The organism is Geothrix oryzisoli (assembly GCF_022808865.1).
Lineage (GTDB): Bacteria > Acidobacteriota > Holophagae > Holophagales > Holophagaceae > Geothrix > Geothrix oryzisoli.
This window is the reverse complement of sequence record NZ_JAKZLB010000001.1, coordinates 173,883-189,082: the sequence shown is the minus strand read 5'-3', so window position 1 is coordinate 189,082 and position 15,200 is coordinate 173,883. Positions and strand designations below refer to the sequence as shown.

13 protein-coding genes are annotated in these 15,200 nt (G+C 69.2%); 4 read left to right on the top strand and 9 right to left on the bottom strand.

Annotated features, from left to right (window positions below; translation table 11 throughout):
- The first annotated feature begins 9 nt into the window (after nt 1-9).
- The gene (locus tag MLE43_RS00850; RefSeq protein ID WP_243300791.1) at nt 10-3,318 is read left to right on the top strand and encodes a putative Ig domain-containing protein; all 3,309 of its coding nucleotides are present in this window, start codon (nt 10-12) and stop codon (nt 3,316-3,318) included.
- Between the two features lie 140 nt (nt 3,319-3,458).
- On the opposite strand, the gene mraY is transcribed toward MLE43_RS00850, so the two are convergent.
- The 9 genes from mraY to MLE43_RS00805 all read right to left on the bottom strand — a co-directional run bounded on the left by mraY (nt 3,459) and on the right by MLE43_RS00805 (nt 12,930).
- Entirely contained in the window at nt 3,459-4,547 is a 1,089-nt protein-coding gene (gene mraY, locus MLE43_RS00845) for a phospho-N-acetylmuramoyl-pentapeptide-transferase (protein WP_243300790.1), read from the bottom strand.
- A gap of 27 nt (nt 4,548-4,574) precedes the next feature.
- Entirely contained in the window at nt 4,575-5,924 is a 1,350-nt protein-coding gene (locus MLE43_RS00840; RefSeq protein ID WP_243300788.1) for a UDP-N-acetylmuramoyl-tripeptide--D-alanyl-D-alanine ligase, read from the bottom strand.
- On the bottom strand, nt 5,921-6,907 hold the full coding sequence (locus MLE43_RS00835) for an L-threonylcarbamoyladenylate synthase (RefSeq protein ID WP_243300786.1): 987 nt from the start codon (nt 6,905-6,907) through the stop codon (nt 5,921-5,923). The genes MLE43_RS00840 and MLE43_RS00835 overlap by 4 nt, the downstream gene beginning before the upstream one ends.
- On the bottom strand, nt 6,904-8,361 hold the full coding sequence (locus tag MLE43_RS00830) for a UDP-N-acetylmuramoyl-L-alanyl-D-glutamate--2,6-diaminopimelate ligase (RefSeq protein WP_243300785.1): 1,458 nt from the start codon (nt 8,359-8,361) through the stop codon (nt 6,904-6,906). Before MLE43_RS00830 ends, MLE43_RS00835 begins: the two co-directional genes overlap by 4 nt.
- The gene (locus MLE43_RS00825) at nt 8,358-10,499 is read right to left on the bottom strand and encodes a penicillin-binding transpeptidase domain-containing protein (protein ID WP_338029040.1); all 2,142 of its coding nucleotides are present in this window, start codon (nt 10,497-10,499) and stop codon (nt 8,358-8,360) included. Before MLE43_RS00825 ends, MLE43_RS00830 begins: the two co-directional genes overlap by 4 nt.
- A 55-nt stretch (nt 10,500-10,554) precedes the next feature.
- Nucleotides 10,555-10,923, bottom strand: a complete 369-nt coding sequence (locus tag MLE43_RS00820; RefSeq protein ID WP_243300783.1) for a hypothetical protein — start codon at nt 10,921-10,923, stop codon at nt 10,555-10,557.
- Nucleotides 10,924-10,934: 11 nt separating this feature from the next.
- Nucleotides 10,935-11,894, bottom strand: coding sequence for a 16S rRNA (cytosine(1402)-N(4))-methyltransferase RsmH (rsmH, locus tag MLE43_RS00815; RefSeq protein WP_243300781.1), 960 nt, complete (start codon nt 11,892-11,894; stop codon nt 10,935-10,937).
- A complete protein-coding gene (locus tag MLE43_RS00810) occupies nt 11,894-12,376 on the bottom strand; it encodes a division/cell wall cluster transcriptional repressor MraZ (RefSeq protein WP_243300779.1) in 483 nt (160 codons plus the stop codon). Before MLE43_RS00810 ends, rsmH begins: the two co-directional genes overlap by 1 nt.
- A 206-nt stretch (nt 12,377-12,582) precedes the next feature.
- Nucleotides 12,583-12,930 carry a histidine triad nucleotide-binding protein gene (locus MLE43_RS00805; RefSeq protein WP_243300778.1) on the bottom strand — a complete coding sequence of 116 codons (348 nt, stop codon included), beginning with the start codon at nt 12,928-12,930 and terminating at the stop codon, nt 12,583-12,585.
- A gap of 11 nt (nt 12,931-12,941) precedes the next feature.
- Between MLE43_RS00805 and MLE43_RS00800 the strand changes: the two genes are divergently transcribed.
- The 3 genes from MLE43_RS00800 to radA are packed head-to-tail and all read left to right on the top strand — an operon-like array spanning nt 12,942 to nt 15,179.
- Complete coding sequence (locus MLE43_RS00800) at nt 12,942-13,397, top strand: tRNA (cytidine(34)-2'-O)-methyltransferase (protein ID WP_243300777.1); 456 nt, start codon at nt 12,942-12,944, stop codon at nt 13,395-13,397.
- A 19-nt stretch (nt 13,398-13,416) separates the two neighbouring features.
- Entirely contained in the window at nt 13,417-13,815 is a 399-nt protein-coding gene (locus MLE43_RS00795) for a cobalamin B12-binding domain-containing protein (protein ID WP_243300775.1), read from the top strand.
- On the top strand, nt 13,815-15,179 hold the full coding sequence (gene radA, locus MLE43_RS00790; protein WP_243300772.1) for a DNA repair protein RadA: 1,365 nt from the start codon (nt 13,815-13,817) through the stop codon (nt 15,177-15,179). Before MLE43_RS00795 ends, radA begins: the two co-directional genes overlap by 1 nt.
- Nucleotides 15,180-15,200 lie beyond the last annotated feature (21 nt).

Sequence of the window (15,200 nt, the reverse complement as noted above, 5' to 3'; positions counted from 1 at the left end):
GGAGAGCACATGCAAACCCGTTCAACCCGCCTGAGCGCCCTCTGGGCGTCGGCCTGCCTGACATTCGGACTGGCCTTGGGGCTGGTCGCCATGCAGATCGGCTGCGCCTCCAACCCTTCGAGCTACGACCATCCCGCCCCCAACATCTCCGCCTTCACCACCGGCACCAAGACCGGGACGACCTTCTCGCCCACTCCCAGCGGCTCCACCCTGTCCATCCCCCAGGGCGGAACGGCCTGGTTCCGGGCCAACTTCTCCGCCACCAACGGAACCGCGGTCGTGACACCCGGGAACATTCCGGTCACGAGCAACGTCCCCTTCCCCATCTCCAACATCACGACATCAGGTGTGTACACCCTCACCGTGACCAGCGGTGACGGGCAGAAGGCCACGGCCACCACGGCCGTGACGGTGCTCCTGGCGCCCTCGGGCCTGACCTACGCCAACGAGAATGCCACCTGCTATGTGGATGTGCAGATCGCCGCCAACGCCCCCACGGTGTCCGGCAGCGCCCCGATCACCTACAGTGTGAATCCCCCCCTGCCCTCCGGACTTGCCATCGACCCCGCCACCGGCGTGATCAGCGGCACGCCCCAAGTCGCCGCGGCGCAGGCCACTTACACCGTGACGGCCACCAATTCGGTGGGCAACACCACCCGGCCCATCAAGATCACCGTGGCCGCCACCCCCCTCGCCTTCACCCTCAGCCCCGCGGTCATCAACCTGGGCGGCAGCACCATCCTGGCCTGGGATGCGAGCCTGGCTTCAGGGGTGTTCAGCAGCGTGACCCTCACCGCCAACCCTGCGGATGCGACCCTCGGGACCGGCCCCTTCGGCCTCTCCGGCACCAAGAATGTCAGCCCGGCTGTCACCACGACCTACACCCTGTCAGCCACCCCGGCCGCCGGCGGCGCGCCCGTGATCCGGACGGCGGGAGTCACCGTCGGCACGGCCCCCGTGTCCATCACCTCCTTCACGGCGGCGCCTGCTCCCACGACCTATGGCGGGACCTCGACCCTCTCCTGGTCCTACACGGGCCTGGCCGATACCCTCACGCTCAACGGCGCCAATGTGCTCGGCAGCACCAGTGCGACCGTCAATCCGGTCCGGAGGCAGAGCTTCACCCTCGCTGGCTCCAACACGCTGGGCGGCGATAGCCGCATCCTCAAGGTTGCGGCCAAGGGCCTGCATTACGTGGCGGGTTCCTTCAGCTCCGGCCGCGGCAATGTGGACGGCGGCGCGGATCCCCTCACCGGCTTCTCGACCGCCCGCTTCTACCGGCCCAACGCCATCGTCTGGGACGACAAGGCCAACGACGGCACCCTGATCGTGGCCGACTACAGCAACAACCTCGTCCGCCGCGTCACGCCGGACCGGCGGGTCACCACCATCGCCGGGACCCCTGGCCTGGCCGGCGCGGCTGCCACCAACACCGACACCACCACCCTGCTCTCCCCCCGCAACATGGCCGTGGACCCCGTGACCGGGGACATCTATGTGGGCGGCGAAGGCTACACCACCAAGCGCCTGCTGAAGCTCACCCCCAACGGGGATGGCACCTACGCGCCCGGTCTCGTGGCGAGCTTCAGCCTGAACACCAATGCCCTGGTGATCGACGCGACCCGCACGATGTACTTCGTGGAATACTCCGCCTCCGCGGGGAACCTCTACACCATGGACCTCACGGTGGGGGCCCCCGCCCCGGTGCTGGTCGCCAACCTCTACGCCAGCGGCGTGTCCAGCGCCACGGCCATGGCGAAGGACTTCAACGGCGGCCGCAAGCTCCTTTACGTGGTCTGCACCAACAAGGTCGTCAAGATCGACCTCTCGGGCGCCAGCCCGGTCGCCACGACCTTCGCCGGGACCGGCACGGCCGGCTTCGCCGACAACCTGGCTGCCACCAGCGGCCTGCTGAGGAACCCCCAGGGCGTCTCCGTGGACACCTCGGGCAATGTCTATATCGCGGACCGCGACAACTACGCCGTCCGTATGGTTCCGGCCTCCGGCTCCCTCGCCGGCGCCCTCATCACCATCGCTGGCAAGACCGGAACCCAGCTCGAAGGCTACGCCTCCTCCAGCATCACCCTGGATGGGACCACGACCCTCCCCACCTCCACCACCGCCTGCCTCAGCAACGTCTACTACGTGCTGGCCCAGGGCGATGGCACCGCCGGTTCGAAGATCTATGTGGCGGATGCCGGTGCAGGCTTCGACAACCAGGCCATCCGGGTGCTGGCCGTCTCCTCCCCCGCCACGGGCCAGCTGACCTACACCCTCGATGACCCCACCAAGCCCCTGGGCTATGCCTATGCAGGTTCGCCCCGGGTGACCGGCAACGCGGACGGCCTGGGCGTCAGCGCCAAGTTCACCTTCGGAACCGCTTCGGGCGCCAACCTGGCTACCCTTCCCGACGGCAGCCTCACGTTCGCCGCGGACACGGTCAACAACCTCGTCCGCGTCATGGCCACGGACGGCACGGTCACCACCCTCAAGGACGCCACGGCGACCAACATCGCGTTCTTCGCACCCAAGAGCGTCGCCGTGCAGGTGAACCCTTCGACGGGCGCCCTCATGGCCCTGTTCGTCGGAGACACAGGCGCCACCAAGAAGCTGCGCAAGTTCACTCCCAATGGGGATGGCACCTTCACCGAAGCCACCTTCACGGTGAGCGGTGGCACCTATCCAGCCACTCCGAACCACGCGGGTCTGGCCGTCGACTCCACCGGCGGTTTCGTCTACGCCACGGATTCCACTGCGGCCAAGGTCTTCAAGATCGACGCCACCACGGGTGCCAGCCTCGACTTCGTCGCCGCCACCGGCACCAACCCCACGGGCGTGGCCGTCGCCGCGGATGGCTCAGTGTGGGTCTCCATCACCGGCGCGAGCCAGGTGAAGAAGTACGACACCACCGGCACCGTGCAGATGGCCGTCGGCACGGGCACCGCAGGCTGGGTGGACGGCGCTTACACCACCGCCCAGTTCGTGGCTCCCCTCGGCATCGCGTCGGCGGGTGGCTACATCTATGTGAACAACTTCAGCAGCAGCACGACCAGTTCCCAGAACGGCATCCGCGCCATCGAGGCCGCCACGGGGAATGTCACCACCCTGCTCGGCTACACCACCAGCACCACGACCCAGACGCTGTTCGGCCTGAAGCCCGGCTATCTCAACCCGGACAATGGCGGGAACAACGCCAGCAAGAGCATGCTCGGGGCGGTTCTCTACGCGCCCCAGGGACTCACGGCCAACGCCGATGGGGACCTGACCGTATCCACGCCCCATTCGATCTACCAGGTGGTGGCACCCGCGAACCAGTAGGAGGATTCCCAGGCGAAGGGCCCCGGCTCCGGCCGGGGCCCTTCCCTGTACCCCGGCCGCCGCCGGGAATGGCTCCGGAGGACCCGGACAGCCCATGGCGGGTCCGCCTGAGACCCGCCTCTTTCCCCGAGGAGGGAGACCTACCGCAGCTTCAGGGAGCTGAGGGCCAGGATCGAACAGACGATGGCGGTGATCCAGAGGCGGATCACGACCTTCGTTTCCTGGAGGCCACCCAGTTCGAGGTGGTGGTGGAAGGGCGCCATGCGGAAGATGCGCTTGCCGCCGCGGAGCTTGAAGCTGCCCACCTGCAGGATGACGCTCACGGCCTCCAGCACGAAGAGCCCGCCCGCGATGACCAGCAGCACTTCCTGCTTGATGACCACGGCCACAGTGCCCAGCGCCCCGCCCAGCCCCAGTGAGCCCGTATCGCCCATGAAGACTTCCGCCGGGTGGGCGTTGAACCACAGGAACCCCAGGCAGGCACCCGCCATGGCGCCCATGAACACGGACAGTTCCGCGCCACCAGGCACGTGGGGCACCGCCAGGTAGGCCGCGATCTTGGCGTGGCCCACCACGTAGGCCAGGATCGCGTAGGTGAGCGACACGATGAGCGTGCCGCCGATGGCCAGGCCATCGAGGCCATCGGTGAGATTCACGGCGTTGCTGGTCCCGACCATCACCAGCCAGATCCAGGGGATGAGAAGCACGCCCACATCCGGCTTGAAGTTCTTGAAGAAGGGCACGGACAGGTGGCTGGTGGCGGAACCCCGCAGCCCGAAGTGGAGGATCAGCCAGGCCACCACCAGGGAGATGCCCGTGAGGAGGGCCATCTTCTGCCAGCTGGTGAGGCCGAGATTCTGCTTCTTGAGGAGCTTCTGCGCGTCGTCGAAGGCGCCCACGGTGCCGAAGCCCAGCAGGGCCATGAGGGCCACCCAGATGGCGCCACTCTTGAGGTCGCACCAGAGGAGGGTGGACACCGTGATCACCAGCAGGATGAGGATGCCCCCCATGGTGGGTGTCCCCGCCTTCTTCTGGTGGTGCTCGGGCCCGACGTCGCGGATGTGCTGGCCCATCTTGAGGGCCGTCAGCGTGCGGATCACCCAGGGGCCCAGCAGCAGGCTCAGCACCATCGCCGTGGCGGCGGCCAGGGCGCTGCGGAAGGTTACGTAGCGGAAGACCGAGAAACCCGGAATCACGTCGCGGAAGGGATAGAGGAGCCAAGGCAGCATGGGGGGTCCGGAGTCTGGGGTCTGAAGTCAGTGGAGGAGAAGCCAATCCACCGCGCGTTCCGCGCGCCAGAAGCGGCTGCCCTTCACCAGGATACGGGCTCCCGGCGGGATTGCGGAGAGGCCGGCGGCGTCCTCCTGGAGGGCCTCGAAATCCGGGAAGGCCACGGCCCTCAAGCCGAACCCCTCCGCGTAATCCTCCGCGAAGTCGCCGTAGGCCCAGAGCCTGGCCAGCCCCAGGGCCTTGAGGGCGGCGCCGGTCTCGCGATGGATCCGCGAGGCCTCCGGCCCCAGTTCCCGCATGGAGCCCAGCACCGCAACGGCCTCACCGCCAGGCAGCTGCATCAGGGCCCGAGCACAGGCGAGGATGGAGTCCGGGCTGGCATTGTAGGTCTCGTCCAGCAGGCAGCCGCCTCCAGCGAGCACATGGAGCCGGCCCCGCCCGGGCTCGGGCACCACCGAGCCGAGGCCTGCGACCACCTGTTTCGGATCATGGCCCGTGTGGATGGCGAGGGCCGCCGCCAGGGCGGCGTTGCGAACCTGGTGCTCTCCCGGCAGCTGGATCTGCACTGGATACGCCCCCATCGGGGTCCGCAGGAGGAAGGCCTCGCCCGCCGCGCCCAGGGACTCGACTGCCTCCCAGCCGTAGGCCTGCCCCTCACCTACCGGCAGGGCCTCCGCATGCTGGGCCCAGGGCTGTTCGGCGATCCACCCGCACCAGGGGTCCGCGGCGAGGTGAGCCCAGACGCCCCCCCGGACCAGGCCCGCCACCAGTTCGCCCTTGGCTTCGGCGATGCCCTGCTGGCCTTTCGCGAAATTCTCGGCGTGGGCGGTACCCACCAAGGTGATGAGACCGAAGTCCAGAGGCGCGATCTCCGTGAGGCGTCGGATCTCGCCAGGCGTGCTCATGCCCATCTCCAGCACCGCCGCGCCGAGGCCCTCCGGCAAGGTGGCCAGGGCCTCGGGCAGGCCCAGGGTGTTGTTGCGGTTGCCCGGCGTCTTCCAGCCACCCACGGCGGCCGCCAGCAGTTCCTTGGTGCTGGTCTTGCCGACACTGCCCGTGACTCCGAACACGGCCTTCGGCCGGACCGCCGCCAGCCGGGTCTGGCCCCAGCGCTGGAGAGCCGCCAGCGTGTCGGGCACCACCAGCTGCGGACAATCGGTGTCCACCGGATGATCCACCAGCAGGGCAGCCGCACCGGTGGCCACGGCCTGGCTCGCGAAGTCATGCCCATCCCGCTCCGCCCGCAGGGCCACGAAGCAGGCGCCGGGCTGGAGGGTCCGGGTATCCAGGGAAAGGGACGATGGCACCACGGCGCCATCCCCCAGGACCTCGCCACCCACCTGGGAAGCGGCCTGGAACAGGGACCAGAGGCTCATGGCAACTCCTTGGCGGAGGCCCGCCGCAACCGGTCACGGACCGCCAGCCAGCGCTCGCCCTCCGGTGGGCGCTCCATGAAGATACGCTCGAATCCAGCATCGTCCAGTTCGTGGAGGAGGGCGTAGAGGCGGGTCCCCACCGCTTCCGCGTCCAGTGGCAGGAGGATGCCGCGGACCCCTTCGGGCAGGGGGGGCAGCGAACCCAGCCCCACATAGGCCACCGTACCGGAGATGCCGCGCACCCCGCTCCCCGGCGCCACCAGCTCCAGCCTCGCGCGGGGGGCGTAGTGGCGCTCGGCCATGCCCGGGGCGGCCTGCACCTCGCCCGCCTTGACCGCGCCCTCCCACAGCTCCACGGGCCCCAGAAGGGCTGTCAGGTCCGCAGGTCCGATGGGGCCGGGGCGCAGGATGCGCGGCCGGTCCCCGGCCAGGTCGAGGATGGTGGATTCGAGGCCTGCGGCCGTGGCGCCGCCGTCCAGGATCAGGTCCACCGCCTCGCCCAGACTGGAGGCCACGTGCTGGGCCAGGGTGGGCGACAGATGCTGGCTGCGGTTGGCGCTGGGCGCGGCCAGGGGGCGGCCCGCCGCGCGGATCAGGGCCAGGGCCACGGGATGGGCCGGACAGCGCAGGGCCACCGACGGCCCGCCGGCCCGCACGATGGAAGGCACGCGGTCCGAGGCTGGCAGCACCAGGGTCAACGGACCGGGCCAGAACCGCTCCACCAGCACCTGCGCTTCCGCGGGCCAGTGGGACACCAGCGCCTGGGCGCCGACGGCATCAGCCACGTGGAGGATCACGGGGTTCGTCGCCGGCCGCCCCTTGGCTGCGTAGATCCGGGCCACGGCTTCGGGATTCAGGCCATCGGCACCGAGGCCGTACACGGTTTCCGTCGGGAAAGCCACCAGGCCCCCCCGGGCCAGGACCGCCGCAGCCTCGAGGATGGCCGGATCGTCCGGCCCCGTGACCTGGAGGAGGCGCGTCATCGACCGTCCCGCAGCGCGGCTTCCACGGCGGCCCGATCACTGTAGGGGTACTTCACACCGTGGATCTCCTGATAGGGCTCGTGGCCCTTCCCGGCAAGCAGCAGCAGGTCGCCGGGGCGGCAGTCCGCCAGAGCCCGGCGGACCGATTCGCGGCGATCGGCCTGACGGTGGTACCGCGCCGGATCGGCCCGGATCGCCTCGGGAACCCCCGGCGCCGCATCATCGAGGATGCGCTCGGGATCCTCCGTGCGCGGGTTGTCGCTGGTGTGCCAGAGCACGTCCGCGCCCGCGGCCACCGCGGCGGCCATGAGGGGGCGCTTGGCGCGGTCGCGGTCGCCGCCGCAGCCGAAGAGCACATGCAGCCGTCCACCCGGCGGCAGCAGGCGCCGGCCCTCCGCCAGCAGCTTCTCCAGGGCGTCCGGGGTATGCGCGTAGTCCACCATCACGCCGAAGGGCTGGCCGCAGTCCACGCGCTCCAGGCGGCCCGGGGCGCCGCTGACCTTCCGGGCCGCGGGCACCAGGCGGTCCAGGTCGAAGCCGGCCTCCGCGCAGGCCGCCAGGGCCGCCAGGAGGTTGTAGACGTTGAAGCGGCCCAGCAGCGGGGTCTGGACCTCCCAGCTTCCCTCAGCGGAGTGGAGGGTGAAGCGCGTGCCCGTGGGGCCCAGTTCCAAGCCGTGGGCCCGGTAGCAGGCGGGCCGGTCCACGGCGTAGCTCACGTGGCCCTCGCGTTCCAGGAGGCCACGACCCCAGGTGTCATCCGCATTCACCAGAAAGCGGTCGCACTGGGCGACGAGCCTGCGCTTGGCCTCGAAGTAGGCCTCCAGCGTGCCGTGGTAGTCCAGATGGTCCTGGGTGAGGTTCGTGAAGACGCCCACGCGGAATCGTGCGCCGTGGACCCGGCCCAGGCAGAGGGCGTGGCTGCTCACTTCCACCGCCGAGGCCGCATCGCCCGCCGCCACGCTGCGGTGCAGCCAGCGGTAGAAGGCCGGGCTTTCGGGCGTGGTGCGGACCGCTTCCTCTTCCAGGTCGCCCGCGGCATTCAGCACCGTCCCCACCAGGCCGCAGCCGATCCCGGCCTCACGCAGGAGCTGGCGGATGAGCGTGGTGGTCGTCGTCTTGCCGTTGGTGCCCGTGACGCCGATGAGGGCCAGGTGATCGTCCGGCGCGCCGTGGAGGCGGCGGGCCAGCCCGGCCATCTGCAGCCGGGGATCCCCCGTGAACGAGCAGACCGGAATCGCCCCCGGCACCTCCACGGTGGATTCCGCGAGGACGGCGCTGGCGCCCTGGGCCAGAGCCTGGGGCACATAGGCGGTCCCGTCAGCCTTCTCGCCCTTCAAGGCCAGGAAGGCCCACCCTGGGCGGACCTCGCGGCTGTCGCTGGTGAGATCCACCACCTCCGCGTCGGAACCGGAACGCCGGACCGCGAATCCCTCGATGAGCGCGTCCAGCTTCATGGCAGCCCCGCCTTGATCTTCACCACCGTGCCCGGCTCCAACGGCGTGCCCGGCGCGGGGCTCTGCCCCAGCACGTGGGTGGCCGTCTGGCCCGGGGACGCCTCCACCTTCGGGTTCCCGCCCACCAGCACCACGCGATGGATGGCAGCCTTCAGGCTGAGCCCCTGGAGGTCGGGCACGCGGCCGCGCTCCACATGCAGGGCCGCCTCGTCCGTCTCGCTCACGGGCCAGTCCCGCAGGGACAGCTTCAGGTCCGCCTCCCGATCCGGATCGGGCGAGGTCTGCCGGAAGCGCAGGATGCCGTCGCCGATGCGCTTGAACAGGGGCGCGGCCACGTCGCCCCCGGTGGTGTCACCAGCCGGATCGTCGAGCATCACGAGGACCCCGAACTGGGGCTTGTCCGCCGGGAAGAAGCCCATGAAGGAGGCGTAGTGGCGCTTGGGGTCGTATTGTCCGTCGATGAGCTTGCGGCTGGTGCCCGTCTTGCCGAAGGCCTCCACCCCGTTGTCGAGCTTGGCCCGCTTGCCGGTGCCCTGGGTGAGCACGCCCTTCAGCGTCTCTTTCATCAGGTTCGCCGTCTCTTCGCTGATGACCTGCCCGCGCACCGTGGGCTTGAATTCCTTCAGCAGCAGGCCCTTGTCGTTGTAGATGCGCTGGACCAGGATCGGCTGCATGAGCTTGCCCCCGTTGGCCAGGGCGCAGCCGGCCATGAGGATCTGCAGGGGCGTGGTGCTGAGGCCGTAGCCGTACGACATCGTGTACTGGGTGGGCACGCTCCACCGGTCCGGCGCGATGAGACGTCCGGAGCTCTCCCCCGGGAAGTTCAGGCCCGTGGCGTCCCCGAACCCGAATTTCCGCAGGTACTGGTAGTGCGCCGCCGGATCGAGCCGGATGCCGATCTTGGCCGCGCCGATGTTGGAGCTCTGCCAGAGCACTTCCTCGAAGGTGAGGAGGCCGTGGCGGTGGGTATCCGTGATGGGCGGGATCTTCGGGCTGTATTGCCAGCGGCCCGACATGCAGTCGATGCGCTCGCCCAGGTGGACCTTGCGCTCTTCCAGGGCCATGGCCGCCGTGAAGATCTTCATGGTGGAGCCGGGCTCGTAGACGTCCTCCACGGGATGCACCTTGCGGGCCGCCTTCTGGCGTTCCAGTTCGCGATGCAGCTCCTCCCGCTCGGCGGCCGAGAGCTCGGACTCGGCGCGATTCCGGAACTTCTTGGGGAGGATGTGGTTCGGATCGAAGGTAGGCGTGCCTGCCATGGCCAGGATCTCGCCGGTGCGGGGGTCCACCACCACGGCATAGGCCGTCCTGGGCCGCGAGATCCGCACGCCCTCTTCCAGGGCGTCCTCGACGATGTGCTGGATGGAGGCGTCCAGGCTGAGCTGGAGCGAAGCCCCGTTCACCGGCACCTGGCTGTAGTTCTCCTGCAGGATGAGCAGCTTGCCGTGGGCGTCCTTCGGTGCGATCAGCTCGCCCTTCACACCGGCCAGCTGCTTGTCATAGGTCTGCTCGATGCCCAGCTGGCCGAAGCCGTCGATGTTGGTGAAACCGATGATCTGCGCGGCCAGGCTGCCCCGGGGGTAGAAGCGGCGGCTCTCGGGCTGGAACTCCACGCCATCCAGGTTCAAGGCGCGCACCGCCGCCGTCTTGGTGGGCGGCAGGTGCCGTTCCAGGTAGACGAAGGTCTTCTTGCGGAGGAGCTTCTCCAGCACCTGCCCCCGGGTCTGCTCCAGGATGGGCGCCAGCTTCGCGGCCACCGCGGAGGCGGCCTTGCGGTCGGGCTCGCCCCACTGCCGGTCCTCGCCCTTCCCCGGCTTGTAGTCGGGGTAGAACACGCGGGGGTCCACGAAGAGGCTCTCGACCTTGATGGAGATGGCCAGGGGTTCTCCGCGGCGGTCCCGCAACTCGCCCCGGATGGGCGGGATGGGCACGATGGTGGTGTGCTGCTGCTCGGCCCTCGCCCGGTACCGGTTGTGCTCCACCCCCTGCAACCAGAGCAGCCGCATCAGGATGAGCAGGGCCCAGAAGGCCATGCCGCCCATGATCCAGGGCAGGCGCTGGCTCAGCAGATCCTGGGGATCCTGCCGGCCCAGGAGGCGGCGGGAGACACGGGGCTCGGTGGCGAAACGGAGGGACACGGGAAGGCCGGGGCTGGTGGAGGCGGTGACGGGGCCGCAGCCCCCAGCCTACAGACTACAATCCATCGGACGAGACGGGGCGGAGCTTGGCAAGACGCTGGTCCTCGGGCGTGAAGGCACGGCGGATCAGGTGCCCCTGCTTGCGGGGCTGGAGGCCGGCCTTCTGGGCATAGCCCTGGACTTCCTCGTCGCGCTGGTAGCGGCTGCGTTCCAGCAGGAGCTTGCGCTGGAACTCCTCTTCCTTGCGGATGCGCTCCTTCAGGTCGCCCATGGCATAACTCAGCCGCGTGCTCTGGATCTTCAGGTAGGCAAGGGTGGCCAGGGGCATGGCCAGGGCCAGCACCAGGAGCAGCATGCGCAGGATGCCCTCGCTCTCGACCATGCGGACGGGAGGGGCGGGGCTCGGGAGGGTTCCGGCGGCCATGGGTACCTCGATCAGGGGAGACGCTCCGCCACGCGGAGGCGGGCGGAACGGGAGGGGGGATTCGCGGCGGCCTCAGCTTCGCTGGGAGCGATGCCACCGGGCTGGATGAGCCTGAGGATCCTGGGGAGTTCGACGGGGGCCGTCCGGCCCGGTCCGTCGTAGATGCCCGCGAGGCGCCGCAGGGTCTGCTTGACGATGCGGTCCTCCAGGCTGTGGAAGCTGATGACCGCCAAGCGCCCTTCGGGACGGAGGTTGGCGACGGCGGTTTCCAGGGCGGCCGACAGGTGGTCCAGTTCGCCGTTCACGGCGATGCGGATGGCCTGGAAGGTGCGGGTGGCCGGATCGCTGTGGCCTTTCCGCTTGGCGGGTTCCCGGGGGATGACGGTATAGACGGCTTCGGCCAGATCCTTGGTGGTGGCCAACCGGCCCTCGCGGTGCGCCCGGAGGATGGCGCGGGCGATGGGCCGGCTGGCACGCTCTTCGCCGTACTGGTAGATCGCGTCGGCCAGGCTTTCGTCCGTCTGTTCCGCGATCCACTCCACGGCAGTGGGGCCGGAGGTGGTGTCCATGCGCATGTCGAGGGGGCCTTCATCCCGGAAGCTGAAGCCGCGTTCCGGCGTCCGGAGCTGGAGCGTGGACACGCCCAGATCCGCGAGGATGGCGTCGAAGCCGCCGGGGGCGAATTCGGCCTTCCAGGCCAGGAACTGGGCATCGCTCCAGATGTCTTCGTAGTTCCCCGCCAGGATCTCCAGGCGGATGTCGTCGCCCAGGCGCCGGCGGGCCTGGTAGCGCGCCTCGGGGTCGCGGTCCACACCCAGGTAGCGGGCGGCCTTGTCGCAGCGGGCCAGCAGGGCCTCGGCGTGACCGCCCAGGCCCAAGGTGAGATCGAGGACGCGGGCTGCGGGGGGCAGCAGGAGGTGGTCCAGCACTTCCTGGAGCAGCACGGGGACATGGACAGGAATCGTCATCATCAGATCCCCAGATCCGCGAGCTGGGCCAGGTCCTCGGCACCCAGAGGCTCCGCCGCCAGGCGGCGCTCGAAGCCGGCCTTGTTCCACAGGGCCAGATGGTCCATCTGCCCCAGCACGGCCACCTCGCCGGTGAGCTGGGCGGCCTCGCGCAGGATGGGCGGGATGACGAAGCGGCCCTGGGCGTCCGGCTCCACTTCGCTGCCGAAGTAGGCGGTCGTCTCCAGGAACTTGCGCTTGGCGGGGCTGGTGGAGGGCAGGTTCGCCAGGCGGGCCTCGATGGCCTCCCAGACCGGCATCGGGTAGAGGCGGGCGGAGCGGCCGTCCAGGGAAGTCAGGTAGTGCCGCAGGGCGCCGCCGTCACGCAGAGCCTGAGCCCCCTCGCCCTGGGCGAAGGTCTCGAGCTCGGCCTTGAAGGAAGAGGGGAGCTTCAGGCGTCCCTTCTCATCCACCGTGGCCGGTGAGTTCCCGCGAAGTCGCAGCACCAGCATCGCCTTTCAACCAGGCATTCAGGAGATACTGGGGGAGCGGAAGAGACCACTTTGATCCACTTCAGACCACTTTTCTCCACTGAGAGCCACTTCAAAGTCTAGAAAGACGCGGAGATGCCACAAGCGGAAATAAAAGCGAAAAAGACACGCAAACGCGTGTCTTTTTCGCTAAATATGAATAGAACGTATCTGGGTTCAGTTCAGAGGCAGAGCTTCCCGCCCAGGGGTTTGCCGCCCAGCAGGTGGAAATGGAGGTGGAAGACCGTCTGCCCCGAATCCGGCCCGCTGTTGGTCAGGAGGCGCCAGCCGCTGGCGGCGATCCCATGGTCCTGGGCGAGGCGCGCGGCCACCTGGGGAAGGCGCCCCACCGCCTCGGCGATCTCGGGCGTCATGTCCGCCAGGCCCTCGCAGTGGGCCTTGGGGATGAGCAGCAGATGCACCGGGGCCTGCGGAAAGATGTCCTTGAAGGCGAGCAGGCTGTCATCTTCGTACACTGGAACCGCGGGAATCTCCTTCCGCACGATCTTGCAGAACAGGCACTCGCTCATCAGGGACCTCCATGTTTCATATTGTGTTGCATCAACCCGAGATTCCGCAGAATACCGGAAGCATCGGCCGCCTGTGCGTGAACAACGGCGCCAGGCTGCACCTCATCCATCCCCTGGGCTTCGATACCAGCGACTACTACCTGCGGCGGGCGGGCCTGGACTACTGGGAAAAGCTGGAGCCCACGCACTACGAGGACTGGAAGGACTTCCAGGCGCGCAGCCCCGTCAAGCGCCTCTGGTTCTTCACCACCAAGGGGGCCCGCCGCCACACGCAGGTGCCCTGGGCCTACGGTGATGGACTGGTCTTCGGCCGCGAGACCGTCGGCCTGCCGGATGACCTCCTGGAAGCCTACAAGGACCATCTGGTGCGCATCCCCATGCTGGGCGATCACCACCGCAGCCTGAACCTGGCCCAGGCCGCAGCCATTGGCCTTTACGAAGCGCTGCGGCAGACTGAGAACTGGTAACCCATCCGCCGGAGCCCCCATGAGCCAGACCCCCATCCGCGTCGTCGTCGCCAAACCCGGTCTGGATGGGCATGACCGCGGCGCCAAGGTCGTGGCCCGGGCCCTGCGGGACGCCGGCATGGAGGTGATCTACACCGGCCTGCGCCAGACCCCTCAGCAGATCGTGGCGGCCGTGGTGCAGGAGGACGCCCGCGTGCTGGGCATGAGCATCCTCAGCGGGGCCCACAACCAGATCTTCCCCGAGGTGATGCGCCTGCTGAAGGAACAGGGCGCCGATGACGTGCTGGTGTTCGCCGGCGGCATCATCCCCGATGGCGACATCCCCGGGCTCAAGGCCATCGGCATCCGCGAGATCTTCCAGCCCGGCACGAACACCGATGACATCGTGGCCTTCATCCGGAAGGAAATCCGCGACTGATGGCCAAGACGAGCCCCCTGTTCGAGTGCACGGCCTGCGGCGCGCGCCATCCCAAGGCCATGGGCAAGTGCACAGGCTGCGGCGCCTGGGATACCGTGCAGGAGGTGCGCGGAAGCCTGAAGCGCGACCTCCAGCGGGCGGGCTCGGCCTACGCCCAGAGCCACTACGCCGGCCCCGTGGCCCTGCCCGATGTGGATGTCGCGGACACCCAGCGCAGCCCCACGGGCCTCGTGGAACTGGATCGGGTCCTGGGCGGTGGTGTGGTGCCGGGCATGGTGGCCCTCCTGGGCGGCGAACCGGGCATCGGCAAATCGACCCTGCTGCTGCAGTGGGCGGCCACGGCGGAAGGCACCGTGCTCTACGCCAGCGGCGAAGAGAGCGAGCGCCAGATCAAGCTGCGGGCCCAGCGCCTGGGTGCCGAGAACCCGGGCATCCACCTGCTGGCGGAAACGGATGTCCGCCGCATCATCGAAGAGGCCGAGCGCATGAAGCCGGGCCTGCTGCTGGTGGACAGCATCCAGACCCTCTTCGATCCTGATTTCGAGAGCAGCGCCGGCAGTGTGAGCCAGGTGCGCGGCTGCGCCGCCATGCTCACCCGCTGGGCCAAGACCACGAGCACGCCCCTGGTGCTGGTGGGCCATGTCACCAAGGATGGCGGCCTGGCCGGGCCCAAAGTGCTGGAACACCTGGTGGACACGGTGCTGGCCTTCGAGGGCGATCGCCACCACCACCACCGCCTGCTCCGCGCCCTCAAGAACCGCTTCGGCGCGGCCTTCGAGCTGGGCGTCTTCGCCATGACCGAGAAGGGCCTGGTGCCCGCCGAGGGCAACCCCTTCTTCCTGGACGCCGAGCCCCGCCCGGGCTGCGCCGCCACCGTGGTGCTCAGCGGCACCCGGCCCATGGTGGTGGAGATCCAGGCGCTGGTGGCCGCCGCGGGCCTGGGCATCCCCCGCCGCACGGCCCTGGGCATCGACGGACCGCGCCTGGCCATGCTCTGCGCGGTGGCTGAGCGCCGGGGCGGCGTGCAGCTGCACGACCGGGACGTCTACGTGAACGTGGCCGGCGGCCTGGAGATCGAGGATCCCGCCGCGGACCTCGCCGTGATCGCCGCCCTCTGCAGCAGCGCCGGGGGTCGCCTGCTGGCGGAGAAGTGCCTCTTCATGGGCGAGGTGGGCCTCACGGGCGAAGTGCGTCCCGTGGCCCAGCTGCCCCTGCGGCTCCAGGAGGGCGCCCGTCTGGGTTTTGCGGCGGCTGCCGTGCCCCGCCTGGGGCTTGAGGGGAAAAGCCCCCTCGACCTCTACCCCGAGACCAGCGTGGAGCGCCTGCGGAGCAAGGCCTGGCTGAAGGGCGTGGCGGAAGAATAGGCCGCGGCGTCGTTCAAGCTA

Excerpts from the sequence above, each read along its gene's own strand:
- MLE43_RS00850 (WP_243300791.1), top strand. The coding sequence starts at position 10 with ATGCAAACCCGTTCAACCCGCCTGAGCGCCCTCTGGGCGTCGGCCTGC.
- mraY (WP_243300790.1), bottom strand. The coding sequence starts at position 4,547 with ATGCTGCCTTGGCTCCTCTATCCCTTCCGCGACGTGATTCCGGGTTTC.
- MLE43_RS00840 (WP_243300788.1), bottom strand. The coding sequence starts at position 5,924 with ATGAGCCTCTGGTCCCTGTTCCAGGCCGCTTCCCAGGTGGGTGGCGAG.
- MLE43_RS00835 (WP_243300786.1), bottom strand. The coding sequence starts at position 6,907 with ATGACGCGCCTCCTCCAGGTCACGGGGCCGGACGATCCGGCCATCCTC.
- MLE43_RS00830 (WP_243300785.1), bottom strand. The coding sequence starts at position 8,361 with ATGAAGCTGGACGCGCTCATCGAGGGATTCGCGGTCCGGCGTTCCGGT.
- MLE43_RS00820 (WP_243300783.1), bottom strand. The coding sequence starts at position 10,923 with ATGGCCGCCGGAACCCTCCCGAGCCCCGCCCCTCCCGTCCGCATGGTC.
- rsmH (WP_243300781.1), bottom strand. The coding sequence starts at position 11,894 with ATGATGACGATTCCTGTCCATGTCCCCGTGCTGCTCCAGGAAGTGCTG.
- MLE43_RS00805 (WP_243300778.1), bottom strand. The coding sequence starts at position 12,930 with ATGAGCGAGTGCCTGTTCTGCAAGATCGTGCGGAAGGAGATTCCCGCG.
- MLE43_RS00800 (WP_243300777.1), top strand. The coding sequence starts at position 12,942 with ATGTTTCATATTGTGTTGCATCAACCCGAGATTCCGCAGAATACCGGA.
- MLE43_RS00795 (WP_243300775.1), top strand. The coding sequence starts at position 13,417 with ATGAGCCAGACCCCCATCCGCGTCGTCGTCGCCAAACCCGGTCTGGAT.
- radA (WP_243300772.1), top strand. The coding sequence starts at position 13,815 with ATGGCCAAGACGAGCCCCCTGTTCGAGTGCACGGCCTGCGGCGCGCGC.